Origin of the sequence: Streptomyces sp. MJM8645, from assembly GCF_001625365.1 — a bacterium.
Lineage (GTDB): Bacteria > Actinomycetota > Actinomycetes > Streptomycetales > Streptomycetaceae > Kitasatospora.
Map to the genome: position 1 here is coordinate 2,248,015 of NZ_LJJF01000001.1, position 21,334 is coordinate 2,269,348.

The window sequence follows — 21,334 nt, forward strand, 5'->3', positions numbered from 1 at the left end:
CGCCGCCGTCCGCAGCCCCCCGTCGGCGGTCACGCCGCCGTCTGCAGCTCCCGGACGACCGTGGTGCGGACCACGGCCGGGGCCGCGTTGTCCTGCTCCGGCGTGAGGTACGGGCGCAGCCGCAGCGCCAGGACGACGACCAGCAGCGTGGAGCCCGCCATGGCCGCGAGGTAGAGCGGCCAGGTGCCGGAGCCGACCAGCAGCACGCCGACGGCCGGGCCGACCGCGATGGCGATCTGCTTCACCAGGGCGTACCCGGAGTTGTAGGTGCCGAGCAGCCGGGCCGGGGCGAGGTCGGCGACGATCGGGCCCATGGTGGGCGCGAGCAGCGACTCGCCGACGCCGAACAGGGCGTAGATCGAGACGATCGCGACCGTGGCGGCCATGGTCTCGGTCCGGATCAGGCCGGCCACCAGGGCCATCGCCCAGGCGCCGAGCCAGACCACGCCGGCCGCGGCCATCGCGGTGGTGCGGCGGCGGCGCGCGGTGATCCGCACCATGAACATCTGCAGGACGACGATGGTCAGCGCGTTGGCGCCGATCGCGAAGCCCAGGGTGGAGGGCGGCGTGCCGACGGTGTCGGTGGCGAAGGCCGCGACGCCGGACTCGAACTGGCCGTAGCAGGTGAAGAAGATCAGCCCGGCGAGCGCGCAGAGCCGCAGCATCGCCTTGTCGGCGACCAGCGCGCGCAGGCCGGTCGGGCCGTCGCTCTTCTCCTGGAGCGGGATCAGCGGGTTGGCCGGCATCCGGGCGGTGCCGGTGACCAGGGCCAGGCCGAGGAAGGTCGCCGCCTCGATGGTGAACAGCCGGGTGAGGCTGGCCGGGTCGGCGACGTTCACGATCTGGCCGCCGACCAGGGCGCCGATGCCCATGCCCAGGTTGACCAGGGTGAACTGGAGCGCGAAGGCGTGCGAGCGGGTCGCGGCTGTCGAGCAGCGGACGATCATCGTGGCGAGCGCCGGCTGGCAGGTGGTGACACCCGCGCCGAACAGGAAGGAGGAGACCAGCAGGGCCGGGGTGCCGGTGGCGTGGCCGAAGGCGAACGCGCCGGTGGCGGCGAGCGCCGTACCGGCCAGCAGGACCGGACGGGGGCCGTACCTGTCGATGCCGCGACCGGTGAACGGGAGGACGGCGAGCGCCGCCAGCGCGAAGACGGTGAACACCATCCCGGCCGCCAGCGAACCCAGCCCGCGCACCTGGTCCACGTACACGAACATGTACGGCATCGTGAAGCCGCTGCCGAACGCGCTGAGCGCGTTGCCGATCTGGACGCGGCGCAGCGGGCCGCCCGCCCCGCGTCGCTGCTGCCTCTGCTGCTTCACCGTGCCGGTCACCGTGCACATCCCTTCCTGGATTCAACTGGATACTCTTAAGGTCCAGAAGATTTCAGAGCTAAAGTTTGACGAGATAAAGTCTTAGCACCGGAAGAGTGTTGAGTCAAAGGCTTAAGGGATTCACGCCTCCGTGCGACACTGGTCCGCATGACTACGGACAAGCCCGCGCCGGCCACCGCCAGGGAGCTCGGCATCGCCGAGCAGGTGGCCGTCTACCAGCGGGAATTCCCCACCGTGGACCCCCAGGTGGAGACCATCGTGCAGACCCTGTCCCGGGTCGCCCGACGGATGGGCGTGGCCTACGACCGGCAGCTGACTGTGCTGGGAATCACGGCCGCCGAGTGGGAGGTGCTCAAGGCACTGGTGGTCTCCGGCAGCCCGTACCAGCTCGGACCGGGCGAGCTGGCCAAGCGGCTCGGGCTCACCCCGGCCGCGATGACGCACCGGATCGACCGGATGGTGGCCGAGGACCTGGTCACCCGGGAGCGCGACGAGACCAACCGGGTCCGGGTGATCATCGAGCTCACCGACAACGGCCGCGACAAGTGGCTGGAGTCGATGCGGATGGCGGCGGTGTTCGAGGAGGAGCTGCTCCAGGACGTCACGGGCGAGGAGCGGGCCGTGCTGTCCGCGATGCTGGCGCGGATGCTGCGGCGGATCGAGGAGAGCCGGCCGGACGCGCCCGGGCGCACCGCCGACCCGGCCTGAGTCGCGCGCCCGGGTTGCACTCCCGGGTCGCGCCCCCGAAACGCAACGAGTCCGGCCCGCCGGGGGTGCTCCCCCGGCGGGCCGGACTGCTTGGTTCAGGTGCCGCGAGGGTCCGTCAGGCCCTCAGCTCATGCCGCCCGAGGGGTCAGCAGGCGCCGTTGTCGGTCCAGACGCCCCACTGGCCGCCCTGGCTCGGGTCGTCGCCCTTGGTCCACCACTTGTTGGTGTAGTAGTGGCCCTTCCACGAGACCTTGGTGCCGCCGGCCGCGTAGGTGGTGTTGGCGTCCCAGCTCGGGGCGGCCGGGCAGCCGGCCGGCGAGGTCGGGGTGCCGGTGGGGGTACCGGTCGGGGTACCCGTGGGGGTGCCGGTCGGCGTGCCCGTGGGCGTGCCGGTCGGGGTCTGGGTCGGGGTCGCCGTGCTGCTCGGGGTGCCGGTCGGCGGGGCCGGGCAACCGGCGGCGGAGCCGTTGGTGGCGTTCACCATCGTGTCGAACAGGCCGGTCTTGGTGCCCAGGTCGTACAGCGAGAAGGCGAAGGAACCGCCGAGGCCGTTGCAGTGCGCGTAGTCGAGCTTGGCCTGGATCGACCGGGTGTCCTCACCGCTCCAGAAGGTGTTGCCGTCGTAGAAGTACGTGGCCTTGGCGTCGTCGTCCCAGAAGGTCTTGGACGGGTTGTCGACGAAGCCCGCGAGCTCCTTGTACATCTGGATGCCGGGGACGTTGCCGGACATCGCCGCGCCGGTCGCCGGGCTGGCGGCGGGCTGGAACAGGCCGTTCTTGCCGTTGTTCTGGACGCCGGTCCAGCCGCGGTAGTAGAACGGCACACCCATGTTGATCTTGTTCGCGGGGAAGCCGCCGGGGATCCCGTAGTCCGCGTCGCCGACCGTCCACGCCTTGATGGCGTTGTCGATCGAGTACTTGCCGTGGCCCGGCTTGACCGGGGTCGACGGGTCGTTCGGGCCCGCGTAGAGCGCGGCCTGGTGGTTGGTCGGCCCCTGGGCGTCCCAGCCGCCGTGCATGTCGTAGGTCATGACGTCGAGGAAGGTGAGGTACTGACCGATCTTGTCGGTCTCGACGTTCATGATCTTGTCCTGGCCGGCGCCGACCGCCGCCGACAGGGCGTAGGTCTTGTTGTCGGCCTTGCCCTGGGCGTCCAGCTGGGTGCGGAACTCCTTCAGCAGCGCCGTGAAGTTCTGCTTGTCGGCCGGGCTGGAGATGTTGCCGGTGTGGCCGCCGCCGCCCGGGTACTCCCAGTCGATGTCGATGCCGTCGAAGACACCGGCGCCGGTGCCCGGGCCGCCGTAGCCGGCGTCGCTCGGGAGGTTGCCCTTGATGAACATGTCGAGGCAGGACGAGACCAGGTGCTTGCGCGAGGCGTCCGTGGCGGCCGCCGGCGAGAAGTACTTGGAGTAGGTCCAACCACCCAGCGAGAGCAGGATCTTGAGGTTGGGGTTCTTCGCCTTCAGCTTCTTCAGCTGGTTGAAGTTGCCCGCGATCGGCTGGTTCCAGACGTCGCCGACGCCGTCGACCGAGATGTCCGCGCCGAAGCTCTTCTGGTAGTCGGCGAACGCGTCGGCCGCGCCGTCACCCGCGTTGGGGTTGTTGTCGTTCGTGTCGGCGGCCTTGGTCGCCTCGAAACAGCCCAGGTCGGTCGGGTGGATGTTCCCGAAGTCGTAGATCAGGTAGTCGAGCTTCCCGGCCACGCCGGTGTCCTGGATCGTCTTCGGGTAGTACGCGTTGGCGTAGACCGACCACTGGTCGTAGTAGGCGACCTTGATGCCGCCGCTGGTGGCGGCCGCGCCGGTGGTGTTGGTGGTCGCGGCGTTGGCCGCGGCGCCGCCGGTCAGCGCGAGGCCCGCGCCGAGCAGCACGGAGGCGGCGGTGCCGGCCGCGACGGCGGCCAGGCTCTTCGGGCGGCGTCGACGGCCGCCCGTCGGAGCCGGGGTCCCGGCCCTTTCAATGCGTGAACGCAGCATGGGTGCGTGACTCCTGGTTGTGGGGGTTTGCGTCGTCCCGTGGGGATGCGCCCGAGGTGGGGTCGGGCGACCGGGACATGACAGCTCAGTGCGGGGAATCGTGCGGGGAATCGAGCGGGATCAGCGGGATCGGGCCTGGACGGACACCGGGATGTGCCGAACCGGCGCCCGCGGCACGAGGCCGTTGACGCCGGTTCAGGGGCTCCCTGCACCTGGGCAATAAAAATGGACTAGACCAACTCCCCCGTCAAGGGGTCCCGTTGGGCCTTGAGCCGCGCTTAAGGTTCGGCCCCCGCCGGACACCCGCGCTGACCTGCGCGCCAGTAGCGGGAGTCAGTAGCGCAGCGCGTTCGCCACCACGGCCTTCAGGCTGCCCGAGAGGTCCCGGTTGCTGCGCGCGGTGGCCTGGGCGCTCCGGCCGGCCGCCACGTCCTGGACCGTCACCGCGGTCGCGTCCTGCACCGAGCCGGAGTCGTCGGTGAAGTCGACCTGGATCACGTACCGGTACGACTGCTGCCCGTGGTTGGTGACGGTCAGCTCCACCTGCGCCCTGCCGTCCGAGCCGGTGCTCACCGCCCCGACGGCCACGTCCCCCTTGGCGTCCAGCCCACCCTTGATCCCGGCGACCGCCGAGGAGGCCGCCGACACCGCCGCCGAGGCCCGCGCCTCCGCCGAGGCGATCACCGCCCCCGCCCCGCCCGCCACCGAGGCCAGCGCCGAGGCGGCGGACGCGGCGGCCGAGGCGCCCCGCTCGATCGCGGCGGAGGCCGAGGTGGCCACGCTGCTCGCGCTCTTTCCGGAGGAGCAGCCCGCCAGCGCCACCCCGGCGACCATGGTGGCGGCCAACACCCCGGCCACCGCCCGGCGTTGGCGGCGCACCGGCGGCGCGTCCAGGTGCTGCGCGGTGACCCGCGGCCTCGAACCGATCCGGGTGAGCGGCTGGCGGTCCATGCGGTCCAGGCGGTCCATGCGGTCCCTCGTTTCTGCCTCGGCGCCGGGCTGCCCGGCACGCCTCCCCGCCCACCCTCCGAGGGCCGCCCGGGGGCCGCCAGCAGGACTGGTGCCTCCGGGTGACCCGGGCTAGCAGGCCGGCGCGGGCCGCCCCCGGACAGGACCTGGGGCCGCCGGCGCGTCAGGACAGCCCCGAGCCCTCCTGCGCGTCCGCCTCCATCGCGGCCCGCTCCTCGCGCAGCCGCACCACGTGCCGGCGCCGCGCCACCACGCCGTACGCCCCGGCGACGGACCCCGCGAAGGCCGCCAGGCCCATCCACGGCCGGTCGAGGACGTGGCAGGTCAGGTGGTCCAGCGAGTACCGCCCCGGACCGGCCAGGCCGAGCGCCAACCCGGCCGCGCCGAGGAAGGCCGGGTACTCGTAGCCGCCGGAGGTCGCGAAGAAGCCCCCGGGGGCGTGCACCGCCACCGCGCCGGCCATCGTCCCGGCCACCACCGCGCCGGCCGCCCCGGTGGCCAGCCCGGCGACCAGCAACACGCCGCCGCCCGCCTCACCGGCGCCCGCCGCGATGGCGCTCTGCCGGCCGGGGTGGAAGCCCATGTGCTCCATCGCCTGGGCGGTGCCCTCCAGGCCGCCGCCGCCGAACCAGCCGAACAGCTTCTGGGTGCCGTGCGCGATCAGCACCCCGCCGACCGCGCCGCGCAGGGCCAGCAGGCCCAGGTCCTTACGGTTCAGACACATGTCGCATCCTCGCTCCCGGGCAGGTGATCCGACTTCCATGGGAGCCGAGAGCGCGCACCCGTTCGAGCCGGGACGGCCATCCGGGCGAATTCGCCGGCGACCGGGAATGAACCGCCCCCCGACGAGATTCACGCCACGCCCGACCGCGGGGCGTGGCGTGGCGGAGCGGCCGCACCAGCCGCCGCGGTCATGCTTGGCGCATGTTCGTCTTCAATCTGAGCAGCGCCTTCATCACCTTCTTCGCCGTGGTCGGCCCGCCCAAGGTCCTGCTGGCCTTCGCCCGGCTGGCCTCCACCCGGAGCACCCGGGAACTGCGGCGGCTGGCGGCGTGGAGCACGGTCATCTCGGCGGTGATCGGCCTGGTGCTCGGCTTCACCGCGGACGAGGTCACCACGCTCTTCCACATCAGCGACCAGTCGCTGCAGCTCGCCGGTGGGGCGATCTTCTTCATCTACGCGGTCGCGCTGGTCTTCGGCGTCCACCTCGGCGGCGAGAGCGAGGACGGCGACCACCTGCCGAACCCGATGGTGGACGGCATCCGCGAACTGCTGCTGCCGTACATCGCCAGCCCGCTCGCGGTCACCGCCGTGCTGGTCGCCTCGCTCGCCCGCAACGACTGGGGCTGGAAGGCCACCATCGGCGGGGCCTACCTCGCGGTCGTGGTGATCAACTACGTCTGCGTGGCCCTGCTCGCGCCGCTGATGCAGCGCACCCACCGCACCTCGCTGGAGGTACTCTCCCGGCTGCTCGGGCTGCTGCTCGCGGCGGTCGGCGTGGAGCTGTTCCTGACCGGCCTGGCCGGGCTCGGGGTGCACATGCCCGAAGGGCACTGAGCCAGGCCGCCGCCCGCCAGGCCGCCACCCGTCAGACCGCGGCGGCCGCCAGCCGGGCCAGCACCTCGCCGATCCGCTCCCGCACCAGCGGATCGGCGACCAGCCCGTCCGGGCCGACCGCCCCGCGGTCCAGCGGGATGCGGACGCAGGCCCCGTCCACCACGGCCGCGCCGGTGTAGCCGAGGACGGTGCGCAGGGTGGCCTCCGCACCCTGACCCCGGCCCGGGCCGGCCGCGTTGATCCAGCCGGCGGGCTTGTCCGCGACCTCCGTCCCACCGACCGTCCAGTCCAGCAGGTTCTTGAAGGAGCCGGGCAGCGTCCCGGCGTACTCGGGGGTGCAGACCAGCAGCGCGTCGGCGGCCTCGACGGCGGCGCGCAGGGCGGCCACCGGCCCGGGCAGCGGGTCGGTGTCGTGGTCCGGGTTGAAGTGCGGCAGGCCGGCCAGCCCCGCGTAGTAGGTGGCCCGCAGGCCCGGGGTGGCGGCGGCCACGGCGGCGGCGGTGCGCAGCACGGTCTCGTTGGTGGAACCGGCCCGCAGGCTCCCGGGCAGCAGCAGGATGTGACGCTCGTTCGGCATGCCGAGGAACCTACCGTTCCGGCCCCGGGCCGCTCGGCGGCCGTGACGGCGCCATGGCGCCACGCCGCGCCGCGCCGGGGCGACGGCACTACGGCTTCACGGCTCCACGGCGCTACGCCCCGGCGGGCGCGACCACCGGCCGCCAGGGCACCGGGCTGGAGAGGATCATCGAGCTGGACGGCTGGCCGTAGCCGCCGAGCCGGTCGCACAGGGCCTCGAAATCGGCCATCGTGGGCACCGCGACCAGCAGCGCGCAGCAGGCCCCGCCGGTGACCCGGTGCAGCTGGAGCACCTCCGGCCAGGCGGCCACCTGGGGGTCGCGCAGCACGCAGCGCGGGCCGTAGCACTGGATCTGGACCAGCGCGGTGATCGGCAGTCCGGCCCGGCTGAGGTCCACATGGGCGTGGTACCCGGTGATCACGCCGTCGGACTCCAGTCGGCGGACCCGTTCGGCCACCGCGGGTGCGGACAGGCTCACCCGGCGGGAGAGTTCGTTGTAGGAGAGCCTGGCGTCGGTCTGCAACTCGGCCAGCAGGCGGCGGTCGACGGCGTCCATGGCGGCTCCCGGAGTGACTGGAATGGGTGGTTTCGCGATCGTAAAGCGAATCGGCCGAACGCCTCGCGAACGACAGCCCGGATCGCGGTTGCGGTGTCCGTCGACCATTCAACCGGGGGGTCGCACCGCCGCACAATGGGCACCCCGGTGGAACCAGGCCGTCCGTCTGGTCGCCGGTCCGGGCGACGGGCCCGGGTGGATCAGGAGGAATCGGGATGGGGCACGACACGGTGGAGACACCCAGCCTGTCGTTCGGTCGGCGCGGGGAGCCGGATCGGGGCACCCCGTACGCCCGCTACGTGTGCCTGGACGAGCTGCACAGCCTGCAGCACCCGCGCAGCAAGGTGCCGGCCGAGCTGTCGTTCATCGTCACCACGCAGGTGATGGAGCTGCTGTTCGACCTGCTGCGGCACGAGTGGACGCTCGCCCAGCGCGCGCTGCGCGAGGACGACCTGCCCGCCGCGCTGGCCGCGCTGCGGCGCGGCACCCACGCGCAGGACGTGCTGGTGGAGTCCTGGGACCTGCTGGCCACCATGACGCCGCAGGAGTTCAACGGCTTCCGCGCGGAGTTCGGCCAGGCCTCTGGCTTCCAGTCCGCGGCCTTCCTGCACCTGGAGTTCCTGCTCGGCAACAAGAACGCCGCACTGCTCGCGATGTACGACGGGATGCCGCGGACGCAGGCCGAGCTGACCGAGGCGCTGCGCTCCCCCGGCCTGTACGACGACGCGCTGGCCCTGCTGGCCCGGCGCGGCCTGCCGCTGCGCCCGGAGCCCTCCGAGCAGCGCTACCGCGCCAGCGACGAGGTCGCCGCGGCCTGGCGCCTGGTCTACACCGACCCGGAGCACGCCGACCTGCAGCCACTCGCCGAGGCGCTGCTGGACGTCGCCGAGCGGGTCACCCGCTGGCGCCAGCGCCACCTGTCCGCGGTCAAGCGGACCATGGGCGGCAAGCCCGGCTCGGGCGGCTCCAGCGGGCTGAGCTGGCTGCGCAGGTCCGCCGAGCAGGACGTCTTCCCGGAGCTGTGGACGATCCGGGACGAGCTGTGAACGAGGGGATGGGCATGGTCACGCGCGAGGAGTGCGCGGCGCTGGACGCCGTCGACCCGCTGGCGGCGTTCCGCAAGGAGTTCGCCCTGCCGGACGGGGTGGTCTACCTGGACGGGAACTCGCTCGGCGCGCTGCCGGTGCGCACCGCGGAGCGGGTGCGGCAGGTGGTCGAGGAGGAGTGGGGCCGGGAGCTGATCCGCAGCTGGAACGACGCCGGCTGGTTCGAGCAGCCCTACCGGCTGGGGCGGCGGATCGCCCCGCTGGTCGGGGCCGGCCCGGAGGAGGTGGTGGTCTGCGACACCACCTCGGTGAACCTGTTCAAGGTGCTCGTCGCCGCGCTGCGGCTGCGCCCCGGGCGGCGCACGGTGCTGGGCGACGGCGAGGCGTTCCCGACCGACCTGTACATCGCCGAGGGCGCCACCGGCCTGGTCGAGGGCGCGCGCAGCGTGCTGGTCCGGCCGGAGGAGCTGGACCGGCACCTGGACGGCGACGTCGCCGCGGTCGTCCTCTCGCACGTGGACTACCGCACCGGCGAGCTGCTGGACCTGCCCGGGATCACCGCCCGGGTGCAGGCCGCGGGCGCGCTGATGATCTGGGACGTCTGCCACTCGGTGGGCGCGCTGCCGGTCGAACTCGGCGCTGCGGGCGCGGACTTCGCGGTCGGCTGCACCTACAAGTACCTGAACGGCGGCCCCGGTTCGCCGGCCTTCCTGTACGCCGCCGAGCGGCACCTGGCGGCCGGCCCGCGGCAGCCGCTGAGCGGCTGGTTCGGGCACGCCCGCCCGTTCGCCTTCGAGCCCGGGTACGACCCCAAGCCGGGCATCGGACGCTTCCTGACCAGTTCGCCGTCACTGCTCGGACAGGCCGCACTGGGCGCGAGCCTGGACGTCTGGGAGCGCGCCGACCCGGCCGCCGTCCGGGCGAAGAGCCTGGCCCTGACCGACCTGTTCATCGGACTGGTCGAGGGTCTGGACGGGATCGAGGTGGTGACCCCGCGCGAGCACGCCCGGCGGGGCAGCCAGGTCGCGCTGCGGCACGCCGACGGCTACCCGGTGGTGCAGGCGCTGATCGCGCGCGGCGTGATCGGTGACTTCCGTGCGCCCGACCTCATGCGGTTCGGCTTCACCCCGCTGTACCTCTCGTACACCGACGTCTGGGACGCGGCCCGGGAGCTGGCCGAGGTGCTGGCCGGCGGGGAGTGGCGGGCGGAGCGGTTCTCCCGCCGGGGCGAGGTGACCTGAGGCCCGGCGCCACGGTCCGGGCCCGGCACGGTCCGGGCCCGGCGTCGGCGGACAGTCCGTCACGGGACAGTGACGCAGGTCATGTCCAGGTAAAGTTCGACCCCCATCACCCTTGGGAAGCCTCTCGGTTGACTTACCGTCAGCCGTAAAGGGAGGTTTGCATGAACATCGAACTCGGACCGCTTGAGCCCGAACCCTTCATGCTGGCCCTGGGGTTGACCCTGCTCTTCCTGATCACATGGACGCTGGGCCACCGCCTCCTCCCCCGCGTCGAGCGGGCCCAGGCCGAGCGGTGGGACGCGACCGAGGGCCGCACCGAACGCGCCGACGCCATCCGCGCCGAAGCCGAGGCCGGCCGGGTGGTCGGCGAACCGGTGCACGCCGTCGCCGCCGGCCGCCGCACGGTGGACCGCTTCTTCCGCTCCCGCTGAGCCGCCGTCGGCCCCTCGCCCGTGCTGGGCGAGGGGCCGACGCGTGCCTGCGGCGGGCCGCCGACACGGCCCAGGCCGCCCGGTCGGGGTCGACGCGGGCGGCCTGGGCCGTTGTTGCTGCTCGGGCGTTCCTTGCGCTGGGCAAGCCCCAAGCCGGACCTAGCTGTGGCGACCGCGACGGCGGGCGGCCAGGACAGCGAGACCGCCGAGGCCGAGCAGGCCGACGCCGGCCAGGCCGAAGACCACCGGGGCGTTGCCCGCGCCGGTGGAGGGCAACTCACCGCCGCCACCGGGGTGGTGGCTGGTCGGGTGCTCGGACGGGTGGTGGCTGGTCGGGGCCGGGCCCGAGCTGGACGGACTGGCCGAGGGCGACGAGGACGGGGACGACGGCGAGGAAGAGGGCGAGGAGGACGGGGACGACGACGGCGAAGAGGACGGCGAGGAAGACGGGGAGGAAGAGGGCGACGAGGACGGGGACGACGACGGCGAAGAGGACGGCGAGGTGGACGGCGACGGGCTCGGCGTCGTCTGGCAGTCCGGCAGGTCCCCGTCGAACGGGTAGCTGTGGATCTCGTAGCCGCCGGTGCCGGTGTGGATCAGGTTGCCCGCGAGGTACACCCGGCCGTTCATCCCGGGCTGGGCGATGGTCGTGGTGCCGCCCGGGTTGCCGGCCAGGACCGAGCCCTGGAACTGGGCGCTGCCGAGGATCTGCGCCGAGGTCGCGGTCGGGAAGTTGTACATCAGCTTCGACCGCATGTCGGTGGTCTGGTCCCCGGCCAGGCCGGTGCCCGTGTAGGTGTTGATGATCGGGCTGTCCCCGAGCATGTTCACCACGACGGTGGCCCCGGCCGGGATGTTGTTGAAGACCAGTCCGATCTGCCCGCCGCTCGGCGAGGCGAGGTTCTGGGTGACGTTGAAGACCTGCTTCAGGCTGGTCCCGTCGCCGGTGAAGGTCGCCTGGCTGGAGGAGATGTCGACGGTGCCGGTCGCGGTGGCCTTTCCGACGCAGTCGGAGATCTCCTCGATCTGGGTGAGCACCGTCTGGTACGGGGCGGCGGCGTTCGGGTCCTGGATCGCCTGGCCGGTGGGGTCGATGCTGACGGTGCCGGTGACGCTGCCCGCGTGGCGCAGGTTGCCGAAGGCCGGGCCGCGGGAGTCGCTCCCGCCGATCAGGATCGAGTTGCCGGTCACGACGTCGACGTTGCCGCCGGTGGTGACGAAGTCGCTGCCGTTGGGCGGCACGACGCGCGAGCCGACGCCGACGACGCCCATGTTGTAGATGCCGCCGCCGTTCTTCTCGACGGTCAGGTTCCCCAGCGTGACGATCTTGCCCTCGGCCTCGGCGGCGCGGCCGGTCACGGTGTAGTTGCCGCCGGTGAAGACGTTGATGCTGGCGTCCCGGCCGGGGAAGTCGCCGTTGTTCGGCGGCGGCCAGGTGGCGGGGCAGTCGGGGCCCGTGCAGGCGCCCAGCGGCGGGGCGAGCGGAGCAGCCGAACCGACCGTCAGCACGGCCGCCAGCGGCAGCGCCGCGACGACGGTCGCCACGGCGACCCGGACGGTCCGACGCCTGCGGGTGGCGGGTTCTCTTCTCACGGCGGTCGTTCTGTGATCCGGCGTACCGGTGCCCTGACCCATCGACACATTCCTCCGCGCATAGGAAAAAGAGCAGGCGCGCATAACCTGCCCCGTTCGTACTATCTGCTGGCGATCCCACAGATCCGGGACATCCAACCTCAAATCGGGCGATTCCTACCCTACAGATCCTCAGATCCGATCCGAAAATCCACCGCGCGGCGCAGCAGTCGCCTCCCACCGGCCCTGCCCGGGCGACCTCCGCGCCGCCCCCGCCCGACGTCCGCGCCCGTTAGGTTGGAGCAATGACCTCCGAGGCCCAGGACCAGAGCACGCCGCTCGTCGCCGTCGCGTCCGCCGACGCCGTACTGCGGCACCCCGAAGCGGGCGAGCACCTGCTCACCCCCCTCGAACGCGAGCGCGCCGCGCGCTTCCGGCACGAGTCCGGGCGGATCGACTTCACCGCCGGCCACGTGCTGGTCCGGCTCTGCGCCGCCCGGCTGCTCGACGTCCCGGCGGCCTCGCTCACGCTCGCCCAGCAGTGCCCGGACTGCGGCCTGGCCGACCACGGCAAGCCGTACCTGCCGGACCACCCCGAGGTGCACGTGAGCCTGTCGCACACCCGGGGCGTGGTCGCGGCCGGAGCCGGCCACCAGCCGGTCGGGGTGGACGTCGAGCTGGCCGCGCGCGGCGGATCGCTGGGCGCGGTCGCCCGCCGGGTGCTCTCCCCCGCCGAACTGCGCCTGGTCGAGGCGGCACCGGAACCGGACCAGGCGTTCCTGCGGCTGTGGGTGCGCAAGGAGTCGCTGATCAAGATCGGGCGGGCCACCCTGGACACCCTGGCCTCCGTCGACCTGTCCGACCTGCCCCTGGACGTCCCGCCCGGCGCCCCGCTGCGCAGCCGCCACCAGGACCTGCACCTGCTCGACTGGGCCGACCCGGAGCACGGCGCCGCCGTCGCGGCGGTCAGCACCGCCGCGCCGAGGATCGTCCAGCTGACGACGGCGGGCTGAACAGGGCGGAGCACTGCAGTCCTGCGGAACGAGCACGCCCACCCGCGCGGCGGGCCCCCGGATAAGCGGTGTTAGCGTGCCTGATCGCGGGCGCGCCGCCACCGGACGCCCGTCGCACCAGCTGCCCACCGCCGGATTTAAGGGTGTCCCCGCCATGGCCAAGTTCCTGCTGAGCCTGCACGTCCTCGCGTCGGTCCTGTTCATAGGCCCGGTCGCGGTGGCCGTCAGCATGTTCCCGCGCCGGGCCAAGGCCGCGCTGGCCGGCGGGCCGGACCAGGCCTCGGACGCGGGCGTGCTGCGGATCCTGCACCGGATCACCCAGGTCTACGCCCTGCTGGGGGTCGCGGTGCCGGTGATGGGCATCGGCCTGGCCCAGGTGATGGACGTGCTCGGGCAGTCCTGGATCATCGTCTCGATGGTGCTCACCGCGATCGCCGCGCTCTCGCTGCTGCTCTTCGTCCTGCCCGGGCAGCAGGCCGCGGTGGACGCGCTCGGCGCCGACACCGCGCCGGAGCAGCACGCCAAGGCCGTCCAGGGCCTGCGGCTGCTGCCGATGACGGCCGGGGTGTTCAACCTGCTGTGGGCGGTGGTCGTGGTGCTGATGGTCATCCGGCCGGGGTCGAGCACCGGCGTCTGAGCCGGACCCCCGAAGCCGTACCGAACGAAAAGCTCCACCGCCCAGCCGTGCCACCCGAATCCACACCGACCGGGCCGGAAGGCCCTCTCCCCCGGGGCGGGCCCGGTCCAGTACCGTCCTGGCCATGACGATCATGGCGGGCATGGGCAGCCCGACGGGTACCGGAGTCGGACCGCTGCTGCGCGGCTGGCGCGAACGGCGGCAGCTCAGCCAGCTGCAACTGGCACTGCGGGCGGACTCCTCGACCCGGCACCTCAGCTTCGTCGAGAACGGCCGGTCCCGCCCGAGCCGGGAGCTGGTGCTGCGGCTCGCCGAACACCTGGACGTCCCGGTCCGCGAGCGCAACACCCTGCTGCTCGCGGCCGGCTACGCCCCGCACTTCCCCGAGACGCCGCTGGACGACCCGTCGATGGACGCGCTGCGCGGCGGCCTGGAGCGGCTGCTCGCCGCCCACGACCCGTACCCGGCGCTGGTCGTCGACGGGACCTTCCAGGTGCTGGCGGCCAACCGCTCGCTCGGGCTGCTCCTCGACGGCGTCGCCCCGCACCTGCTGGAACCGCCGCTCAACGCGATGCGGATCGCCCTGCACCCCGAGGGGCTGGCGCCGCGCATCGTGAACCTGCCGCAGTGGCGGCGGCACCTGCTGGAACGGGTGGAGCACCGGATCGAGCTGCTGTGCGGCGAGGCGCTGCGGCGGCTGTACGAGGAGGTCGCCGGCTACCCGACGGCGGCGGACGACCCGGGCCCGGGCGGGGAGCAGGCGGACGGCGCCGGGCTGTTCCCGTTCGCGCTGCCGATGCGGATCCGGCACGAGGGGCGGGTGCTGTCCTTCCTGTCCACCATCACGACCTTCAACACGCCGCTGGACGTGACGGTCTCCGAGCTGGCCATGGAGACCCTCCTGCCGGCCGACGCGGAGACGGTGCGGTTCCTCCAGGACGCGGTCGGCCCGGAGCGCTGACCCCGGTTCAGGTACGACGCCCCCCGGTGCCGCCCCCGTCGCGGCGGCGCAGCGCGGTGAACTGGAGGACGGCGAACAGGGCCACCACCGCCGCCTGCACCGGGATCCAGACGGCACCGGCCGTGGTCGGCTCCAACCAGGCCGCCATCGCCACCAGGCTGAGCACCACCCAGACGGCGTTGAGGTCGATCACCGCCTGCACCGCGAGCCGCGGCGGCCGCCGGCGGGCGGCCAGGGCGCCGACCCCGAGGGCGTAGCCGGTGAGGAAGAGCCCGAGGGCGAACAGGACGCTGCGGCCGACCCCGAGCAGTTCGCCGACCGGGCCGGCGAAGGCCAGGTAGACGAGGCCGTTGCCGCCGGTGACCAGGGCGTCCAGGGCGAGCACGCCGCGCACCGTCCACAGGGGGGAGGCGGAGCCGGGGCGGGCGGGCGTGAGGGCGTTCGCGGACATGGCGGATCAGCCTCCTGACGGGGATGGGGCCCGGCGGCGGTGACGCCGGCCGGGTCCCCCCACCCTGCCCGCCCGGCCGCCGGGCGTCGATTACCCCGCAGGTAAGGGCCCGGGCCGGGGGCGCTCAGGGCCGCACCCCCGGCAACCGGCCTCCTCAGCCCGCCGGGGCGAGCCCGAAGAGCGCGGCGGCGTTGTCGTGGCAGACGGCCCGCAGCCACTCCTCCCCCAGGCCCATCCCGGCCAGCGCCTCCAGCTGGTGCACGTACCGGTACGGGATGTTGGGGAAGTCGCTGCCGAGCAGGACGCGGTCCTGGAGGCCGCGCAGGCGCGGCAGTTCGGCGCGCGGGAACGGGACGTCGGCCTCGGCGAAGTCCGTGAAGGCGATCGTGGTGTCCAGCCGGACGGCCGGGTGGCGCTCGGCCAGGTCGAGGAAGTCGCGGTACTCGGGCATGCCGAGGTGGGCGACCACCAGGACCAGTCCGGGGTGGCGCTTCAGCACCTCGCCGATCGGACCGGGGCCGGTGAAGTTGCCCGGCACCGGTCCGGACCCGCAGTGGGTGACCACCGGCGTGCCGGTCTCGGCGAGCAGCCCCCACACCTCGTCCAGCTGCCGGTCCGCCGGGTCGTAGCCGCCGACCTGCACGTGCGCCTTGAACACCCGGGCGCCGTCCTCGATCGCGCAGGCCACGTAGCCGGGCGCCTCGGGCTCGGGGAAGAACGTCGCGGTGTGCAGGCACTCCGGGGTGCGGGCGGCGAAGTCGGCCGACCACGCGTTCAGCCAGCCGGCCATGCCGGGCCTGTGCGGGTAGAGCATCGAGGTGAACGCCCGGACGCCGAAGTCCCGCAGCCGCTGGACGCGCTGCTCCTCGGCCTCGCGGTAGGTGATCGGCCAGGGCCGGTTCACCAGCGGGCCGGCCGCGTCGAAGTACGCCCACACCTTGTCGAGGACCTTCTTCGGCATGAAGTGGGTGTGCACGTCGATGAGGCCGGGCAGGCCCAGGGCCTGCCAGAACGCGCGGACCTCCTGGGATTCGCTCACGCCGGCACCGGGCGGGCCCGGTCGATGATCCCGGCGGTGTCGACGCCGGACGGCAGGGTGCCGAAGGCGGAGCCGCGGTCCCCGGCGAGGCGGGTGGCGCAGAACGCGTCCGCCACCGCCGGGCTGCCGTGGCGGACCAGCAGCGCGCCCTGGAAGGCCAGCGCCATCGACTCGACCAGTCGGCGCGTCCGGTACTCCAGGTCGGCCTGGTCGGTGAGCTGCTTGCGCAGGTCGGCGACGGCCGCGTCCAGCCGGCGGTCCGCCCCGGCGGCGGCGTCGAGCTCGCCGAGGAAGGCCTCGACCGTCTCCGGGCGCTTGGCCATGGCGCGCAGCGCGTCCAGGGCGGCGACGTTGCCGGAGCCCTCCCAGATCGACACCAGCGGCGCCTCCCGGTAGAGCCGGGGCATCCCGGACTCCTCGACGTAGCCGTTGCCGCCCAGGCACTCCAGCGCCTCGGCGGCGTGCGCCGGGCCGCGCTTGCAGACCCAGTACTTGGCCACCGCCAGGCCCAACCGCCGTACCAGCGCCTCGGGTTCGTCCCCGGCCAGGGCCAGGTCGGTGCTCTGGGCGAGCCGCATCGCGACGGCGGTGGCCGCCTCGGACTCCACCACCAGGTCGGCGAGCACGTTGCGCATCAGCGGCTGGTCCACCAGCGGCCGGCCGAACGCCCGCCGGTGCAGGGCGTGATGGACGGCCCGGGTCGCGCCGTAGCGCATGCCGGAGGCGGCGCCGACGGTGCAGTCCAGGCGGGTCATGTTGACCATCTCGATGATGGTCGCCACCCCGCGCCCCTCCTCGCCGACCAGCCAGCCGACCGCGCCGTCGTACTCCAGCTCGGCGGAGGCGTTGGACTTGTTGCCGAGCTTGTCCTTGAGCCGCATCAGCTGGAGGCGGTTGCGGGTGCCGTCCGGGAGGACGCGCGGCAGCATGAAGCAACTGAGCCCGCACGGCGCCTGGGCGAGCGTCAGGAAGAGGTCGGACATCGGCGCCGAGGTGAACCACTTGTGGCCGGTCAGCCGGTAGGTGCCGTCCGGGTGCGGGGTCGCGGTGGTGGTGTTGGTGCGGACGTCCGAGCCGCCCTGCTTCTCGGTCATCGACATGCCGGCGATCAGCCCGCGCTTGGTGCGCGGCTCGCGCAGCCCGAAGTCGTACGTGGTGGCGGCCAGCAGCGGCTCCAACTCGCCCGCCAGGGAGGGGTTCGCGCGCAGGGCCGGGACGGCGGCGTAGGTCATCGAGATCGGGCAGGTGTGGCCGGCCTCGACCTGCCCCCAGACGAAGAACTTGGCGGCCCGGGCGGAGTGGGCGCCGGGCCGCTCGTCCCGCCAGGGCGCGGCGTGCAGGCCGTGGGAGACGGCGGTGCGCATCAGCTCGTGCCAGGCCGGGTGGAACTCGACCTCGTCGACGCGGTGGCCGAAGCGGTCGTGGGTGCGCAGGACGGGCGGGTTCTCGTTGGCCAGCCGGCCCCACTCGGCGGCCTGCTCGGAGCCGGCCAGGCGGCCGAGCTCGTGCAGTTCGGACTCGGCCCAGCCGGCGCCGGCCCGGTGCAGGGCGGCGAGCAGGGTCGGATCGGCGGCGGTGTCGTGTCCGTACGGCAGGGGCACCTGGTTGGTGACCTCATGCGTCGCTGTCATCGCGTCCTCCCAGGGCACGCAGGGTGAAGGAGACCAGGGCGGGGACCACGTCGGTGGTGCCCGCCGACTTCGTGGGCGCGGCCGTCCGTGTGGGCGCGGCCGTTGCCACAGGCGCAGGCGCAGGCGCGGCCGCGAGCGGGCCGGCCAGTGCCTCGCCGACCGCGCCGACCAGCGCGGCGGCGGTCAGCACCGGGTCCTGCTCGGGGAGTTCGCCGCTCGCCACGGCGGCGGCGATCTCGGTGGCGATCACGTCCCGGAACGCCCGGCGGAACACCAGGCGCTCGCTGTCCACGACCGCGTCGGCCGGCTCGACCAGCAGCGCGTACGCCAGCCGGGGCGCGCGCAGAGCGCGGGCGGCGAAGGTCTCGACGACCGCGGCGATCCGCTGCCGCGGGCCCTCCCGGAGGGCGACGGCCGCGTCGACGGCGGCCATCTCGCGGGTGACCACCCGGCGGAACAGCTGCACGGACAGCTCGGCCTTGTTGGCGAAGTGCTGGTAGAGGCTTCCGGTGGCGATCCCGGCACGGTCCGCCACGGCGGCCATCGTGCAGCCGCCGTAGCCGCGCTCGGCGAGCAGCAGGACGGCTGCCTGCAGCACGGCCTCGCGCTGGGCGTCCAGCCGGGCTTGGACGGCGGGCGTGCGTCGGTAGGCCATAAAAGCATTGAAGCACTGATTCAGTACTTCAGATAGGGCCCGGCCCGTCCCGAGCGGGCCGGCCCCGCCAGATACGCGAGGAGGCCGCCCCCGGGCTGGGGGCGGCCTCCTCCAAGGCGTCACACAGCGCTACGACCTGCCGGTCACAGCGGGTGGCGCTTTACAGCGGGTGGCGCTGCGACTCCAGCTTCAGGCCCTCCTCGTCGAGCGGGCCGAACGGCGGGATCTGCTGCTTCTTGCCGAGCGAGCGGGCGGCGTCCTGGTCGCCCAGGCCGGCCCACTCCAGCACCTTGGCGGTCGCCTCCGCCGACTGCGCGGCCGGCAACTGGCCGATGTTGGAGCCGTGGTTGCCGCCCGGCACGGTGTAGACGTAGCTGTCGTCACTGCCCCGGCCGAGCTTGAACGGCTTGGCGCCCCACGGGTCGTTGCCGCCGTAGACGTAGATGATCCGCTCGGCGTCGTGCTTCACCCAGCGGTCGATGTCCCGCATCGCGTTCGGGTTGAAGGAGATCGGGATGTCCTTCGGCACGTACGACCGGGCCGAGTACAGCTCCTTGTAGTCGTAGTGCAGCACGCCCTTGAGGTGCGAGACGTCGAAGAACGGCGCACCCAGCTCGGTCGCGGCCTGGTAGTAGTACGCGGTGTACTTCGCCAGCGACTGGTCGCTGTTGCCGGTGATGCCGGACTGCGAGTCGAACCACGCGTACAGCGCGTCGTCGGTCGCGGTGGCCGCGGCCGGGACCTTGGCGCAGTCCGCCTCGGTGCTGTACTGCCAGAACGCCCAGACCACGTCGAGCACGCCCGCCTCGTACGCCCGGTCCGGCGTGCCGAGGGTGTTGAAGGTCGAGCCGGCGGCCTTGTTGTCGGCCACGTAGCGGGTCTCCAGGCGGTCGCGGCGCACCAGCAGCTCGCGCTGGGCGGCGTTCAGCGCGGCCCGGCACTCGGGGGTGCCGACGGTGCGGAAGAAGTTGGTGTAGGCCGCGTAGTCGTTGACGTCGGTGTTGTTCGGCGCCACGTACGCGATCGTGCCCGCGACGTCGTCCGGGTAGAAGCGGCGGAAGTAGGTGGAGGACATGCCGCCCTTGCTGGCGCCGGTGGAGAGCCACTCCTGCTGGTAGATCCGCTTGAGCGCGGTCACCAGCCGGTGCGAGTCGGCGGCCTGCTGGCGGATGCCGGCCTTGGACCAGTCCGCCGGCTCGGGGCGCGACGGGGTGAAGTACCGGTACTCGATGGACACCTGGTTGCCGTCCACCAGCCGGGTCGGCTCGGTGCGCGACGGGTTGGTGCCCAGCGTGTAGCCGTTGGTGTAGAAGACGGTCGGGCGGTCGTAGCCCCGGTGCAGCACGCTGAAGCGCTGCTGGAAGGTGCCCAGCCAGGGGCGGAAGTGGTCGATCGGCTGGGTGTAGGTGAGCAGGAAGTAGCGGTGACCGGTGGTGGTCGGCTTCTCCTCGGTGATCGTCACCCCGGGGATCGCCGCCAGGCGGTCCTTGATGTCGGCATTCGGGTCGTCGGCGGGGCTCCGGCCGTGGGCGGCCTCGGCGGCGCCGGCGCCCTGGGCACCGGCGGCCAGCGCCGGGGTCGCCAGGCCGCCGAGCGCGAGCAGCGGTATCAGCAGGACGGAAACCAGCAGCCTTCGCAGCGTGGTGGTCATCAACTCTCCATTGGTCACACGGATATGACTGCCGCTCTGCCGGGACGACAGTGCGGCGGGGGTGGTGCGCCGGCCGCCTGGTGGACGGCCGAATGGGCCACCCGCCGTTCGCGGGTGGCCCATCGGGGATCGGTGCTGGTCAGCGGGGTCGCCCCGGTTCCGTCACGACGTGGCGGTCGGGCGCGGGGCGGCGGTCAGGCCAGGTCGGATCAGCTCAGGTCAGGGCCGTCGTGACGGTTCAGGTCAGGGCCGGACCAGGGTGCAGCCGGGCAGGGTGAGGTCGAACCGGTTGCCGGCGGCGAAGCAGGCCGGGATGCCGTAGGTCTCCTGGGCGTAGCCGATGCCCTGGTGCACCGTCACCGAGCCGTTCTCGTCGACCTCACACGGGTTGTCGAGGGTGCAGGACTCGCCGCTCTCGTTGATCGTGTTGTTGACCGCGACCACCTGCCCGGTGTTCGCGTCCACCACCGGCGAGCCGGAGGTACCGCCGATCACGTTGCAGCCGGAGGTGTAGCGGACCGAGTCCTTGAAGGTCCAGTCCGCCTCGTTCAACTGGTAGGCGAAGCCGTCGATCGAGCAGGAGTAGATCTTCTTCCAGTAGCCCGAGACGACCTTGATCGAGGTGCCCTGCGTGGGGTGGGCGGCGGAGATGGTCAACGGGGCGATCCCGTACCGGGACTGGATCGAGGCGTAGCTGGTGTTCAGCTGGTAGATCGACACGTCGGTGTCGGTCATGGCGCCGTAGACCACCTTGGTCGCGCGCAGGGTGCCGAGCCCGCTGCCGCTGGAGCTGAGGAGGGTGAAGGTCCGGCTGGAGGGCTGGTTGAGGATCACCTCGCCGGGGCCGGGCATGCCGGACTCCAGGCAGTGGCCGTTGGACAGGACGAGGGCCGGGTCGCTCGCGGCCGAGCCTGGCATCCGGACCAGCGAACCGGAACAGTTGTTGAGGGCCACCGTCCCGGCGAAGTTGACGGCGCGGGGGGCCGCCTTGGTGTCGGTGACCTGGGCCTGGGCGCTCAGGGACTGGCCGTCCTGGGCCGCGACGGACACGGCGGCGGGGGCCTCCGCGGTGGCGGCCTGGGCCGGGAGGGCGCCGGCGAGGGCGGTTGCTCCGGCGACCAGGACGGTGGCGAGCATGCCTATGAGCGGCTTCTTCATGAGAGACCTCTCGGTGTGGGGGTGCACCAAAGCTGTCGCGGACATGACTCACTGTCAAGAGTCAAGACGACACCAAGAAAGCACTTCGGCCGCAATGGCTCGTTCGCGCGGTGGCGGCGGTCCGCCGGCCCCTCCCTTCGCACGGCCGATCGCGTCAACCCGCCCCACGGCC

General features: G+C 72.9%; 21 protein-coding genes. 8 read left to right on the plus strand and 13 right to left on the minus strand.

The genetic code is table 11. The annotated features are described in order from the left end of the window. Nucleotides 1-29 precede the first annotated feature (29 nt). Entirely contained in the window at nt 30-1,334 is a 1,305-nt protein-coding gene (locus A6F73_RS09605) for an MFS transporter (protein WP_244293344.1), read from the minus strand. A 147-nt stretch (nt 1,335-1,481) separates the two neighbouring features. Between A6F73_RS09605 and A6F73_RS09610 the strand changes: the two genes are divergently transcribed. Next, nucleotides 1,482-2,042, plus strand: coding sequence for a MarR family transcriptional regulator (locus A6F73_RS09610; RefSeq protein WP_063347409.1), 561 nt, complete (start codon nt 1,482-1,484; stop codon nt 2,040-2,042). Nucleotides 2,043-2,187: 145 nt separating this feature from the next. Here the strand turns inward: A6F73_RS09610 and A6F73_RS09615 are convergent, their stop codons facing one another. From A6F73_RS09615 to A6F73_RS09625, 3 genes are all read right to left on the minus strand, one after another. Beyond that, entirely contained in the window at nt 2,188-4,017 is a 1,830-nt protein-coding gene (locus A6F73_RS09615; protein WP_079135560.1) for a glycosyl hydrolase family 18 protein, read from the minus strand. 333 nt (nt 4,018-4,350) lie between these two features. Further along, on the minus strand, nt 4,351-4,986 hold the full coding sequence (locus A6F73_RS09620; protein WP_159398413.1) for a hypothetical protein: 636 nt from the start codon (nt 4,984-4,986) through the stop codon (nt 4,351-4,353). A 163-nt stretch (nt 4,987-5,149) separates the two neighbouring features. Beyond that, nucleotides 5,150-5,710, minus strand: coding sequence for a DoxX family membrane protein (locus tag A6F73_RS09625; RefSeq protein WP_063347410.1), 561 nt, complete (start codon nt 5,708-5,710; stop codon nt 5,150-5,152). Between the two features lie 200 nt (nt 5,711-5,910). Between A6F73_RS09625 and A6F73_RS09630 the strand changes: the two genes are divergently transcribed. Continuing rightward, the gene (locus tag A6F73_RS09630; RefSeq protein ID WP_063347411.1) at nt 5,911-6,543 is read left to right on the plus strand and encodes a MarC family protein; all 633 of its coding nucleotides are present in this window, start codon (nt 5,911-5,913) and stop codon (nt 6,541-6,543) included. Between the two features lie 31 nt (nt 6,544-6,574). Here the strand turns inward: A6F73_RS09630 and A6F73_RS09635 are convergent, their stop codons facing one another. Both A6F73_RS09635 and A6F73_RS09640 read right to left on the minus strand, forming a co-directional pair. Continuing rightward, nucleotides 6,575-7,120, minus strand: a complete 546-nt coding sequence (locus tag A6F73_RS09635; RefSeq protein WP_063347412.1) for an NADPH-dependent FMN reductase — start codon at nt 7,118-7,120, stop codon at nt 6,575-6,577. Nucleotides 7,121-7,232: 112 nt separating this feature from the next. Beyond that, a complete protein-coding gene (locus A6F73_RS09640; protein WP_063347413.1) occupies nt 7,233-7,676 on the minus strand; it encodes an Lrp/AsnC family transcriptional regulator in 444 nt (147 codons plus the stop codon). A 215-nt stretch (nt 7,677-7,891) separates the two neighbouring features. Here A6F73_RS09640 and A6F73_RS09645 point away from each other — a divergent pair, with 215 nt between their 5' ends. The 3 genes from A6F73_RS09645 (at nt 7,892) to A6F73_RS09655 (ending at nt 10,394) form a co-directional block, all read left to right on the plus strand. After that, complete coding sequence (locus A6F73_RS09645) at nt 7,892-8,722, plus strand: tryptophan 2,3-dioxygenase family protein (protein WP_079135561.1); 831 nt, start codon at nt 7,892-7,894, stop codon at nt 8,720-8,722. Nucleotides 8,723-8,736: 14 nt separating this feature from the next. Beyond that, nucleotides 8,737-9,963, plus strand: coding sequence for a kynureninase (kynU, locus tag A6F73_RS09650; RefSeq protein ID WP_208869067.1), 1,227 nt, complete (start codon nt 8,737-8,739; stop codon nt 9,961-9,963). 161 nt (nt 9,964-10,124) lie between these two features. Then, complete coding sequence (locus A6F73_RS09655) at nt 10,125-10,394, plus strand: hypothetical protein (protein ID WP_063347415.1); 270 nt, start codon at nt 10,125-10,127, stop codon at nt 10,392-10,394. Nucleotides 10,395-10,553: 159 nt separating this feature from the next. On the opposite strand, the gene A6F73_RS09660 is transcribed toward A6F73_RS09655, so the two are convergent. Next, nucleotides 10,554-11,987, minus strand: a complete 1,434-nt coding sequence (locus A6F73_RS09660) for a choice-of-anchor A family protein (RefSeq protein ID WP_159398414.1) — start codon at nt 11,985-11,987, stop codon at nt 10,554-10,556. Between the two features lie 284 nt (nt 11,988-12,271). On the opposite strand from A6F73_RS09660, the gene A6F73_RS09665 reads away from it, so the two are divergent. The 3 genes from A6F73_RS09665 (at nt 12,272) to A6F73_RS09675 (ending at nt 14,577) form a co-directional block, all read left to right on the plus strand. Beyond that, complete coding sequence (locus tag A6F73_RS09665) at nt 12,272-12,979, plus strand: 4'-phosphopantetheinyl transferase superfamily protein (RefSeq protein WP_063347417.1); 708 nt, start codon at nt 12,272-12,274, stop codon at nt 12,977-12,979. Between the two features lie 76 nt (nt 12,980-13,055). Beyond that, complete coding sequence (locus tag A6F73_RS09670; protein ID WP_347878526.1) at nt 13,056-13,616, plus strand: DUF2269 family protein; 561 nt, start codon at nt 13,056-13,058, stop codon at nt 13,614-13,616. A gap of 124 nt (nt 13,617-13,740) precedes the next feature. After that, nucleotides 13,741-14,577, plus strand: a complete 837-nt coding sequence (locus A6F73_RS09675) for a helix-turn-helix transcriptional regulator (protein ID WP_063347419.1) — start codon at nt 13,741-13,743, stop codon at nt 14,575-14,577. 7 nt (nt 14,578-14,584) lie between these two features. Here the strand turns inward: A6F73_RS09675 and A6F73_RS09680 are convergent, their stop codons facing one another. From A6F73_RS09680 to A6F73_RS09705, 6 genes are all read right to left on the minus strand, one after another. Continuing rightward, nucleotides 14,585-15,028, minus strand: coding sequence for a hypothetical protein (locus A6F73_RS09680; RefSeq protein WP_063347420.1), 444 nt, complete (start codon nt 15,026-15,028; stop codon nt 14,585-14,587). 154 nt (nt 15,029-15,182) lie between these two features. After that, nucleotides 15,183-16,067 carry an amidohydrolase family protein gene (locus tag A6F73_RS09685; protein ID WP_063347421.1) on the minus strand — a complete coding sequence of 295 codons (885 nt, stop codon included), beginning with the start codon at nt 16,065-16,067 and terminating at the stop codon, nt 15,183-15,185. After that, nucleotides 16,064-17,698 (minus strand): acyl-CoA dehydrogenase family protein, encoded by a 1,635-nt coding sequence (locus tag A6F73_RS09690; protein WP_063347422.1) that lies wholly within the window; start codon nt 17,696-17,698, stop codon nt 16,064-16,066. The genes A6F73_RS09685 and A6F73_RS09690 overlap by 4 nt, the downstream gene beginning before the upstream one ends. After that, a complete protein-coding gene (locus tag A6F73_RS09695; RefSeq protein ID WP_079135563.1) occupies nt 17,682-18,353 on the minus strand; it encodes a TetR/AcrR family transcriptional regulator in 672 nt (223 codons plus the stop codon). The genes A6F73_RS09690 and A6F73_RS09695 overlap by 17 nt, the downstream gene beginning before the upstream one ends. Before the next feature lie 160 nt (nt 18,354-18,513). Then, nucleotides 18,514-20,004 (minus strand): S28 family serine protease, encoded by a 1,491-nt coding sequence (locus A6F73_RS09700; RefSeq protein WP_063347423.1) that lies wholly within the window; start codon nt 20,002-20,004, stop codon nt 18,514-18,516. Nucleotides 20,005-20,247: 243 nt separating this feature from the next. After that, a complete protein-coding gene (locus tag A6F73_RS09705; RefSeq protein ID WP_063347424.1) occupies nt 20,248-21,162 on the minus strand; it encodes a serine protease in 915 nt (304 codons plus the stop codon). Nucleotides 21,163-21,334: the final 172 nt, after the last annotated feature.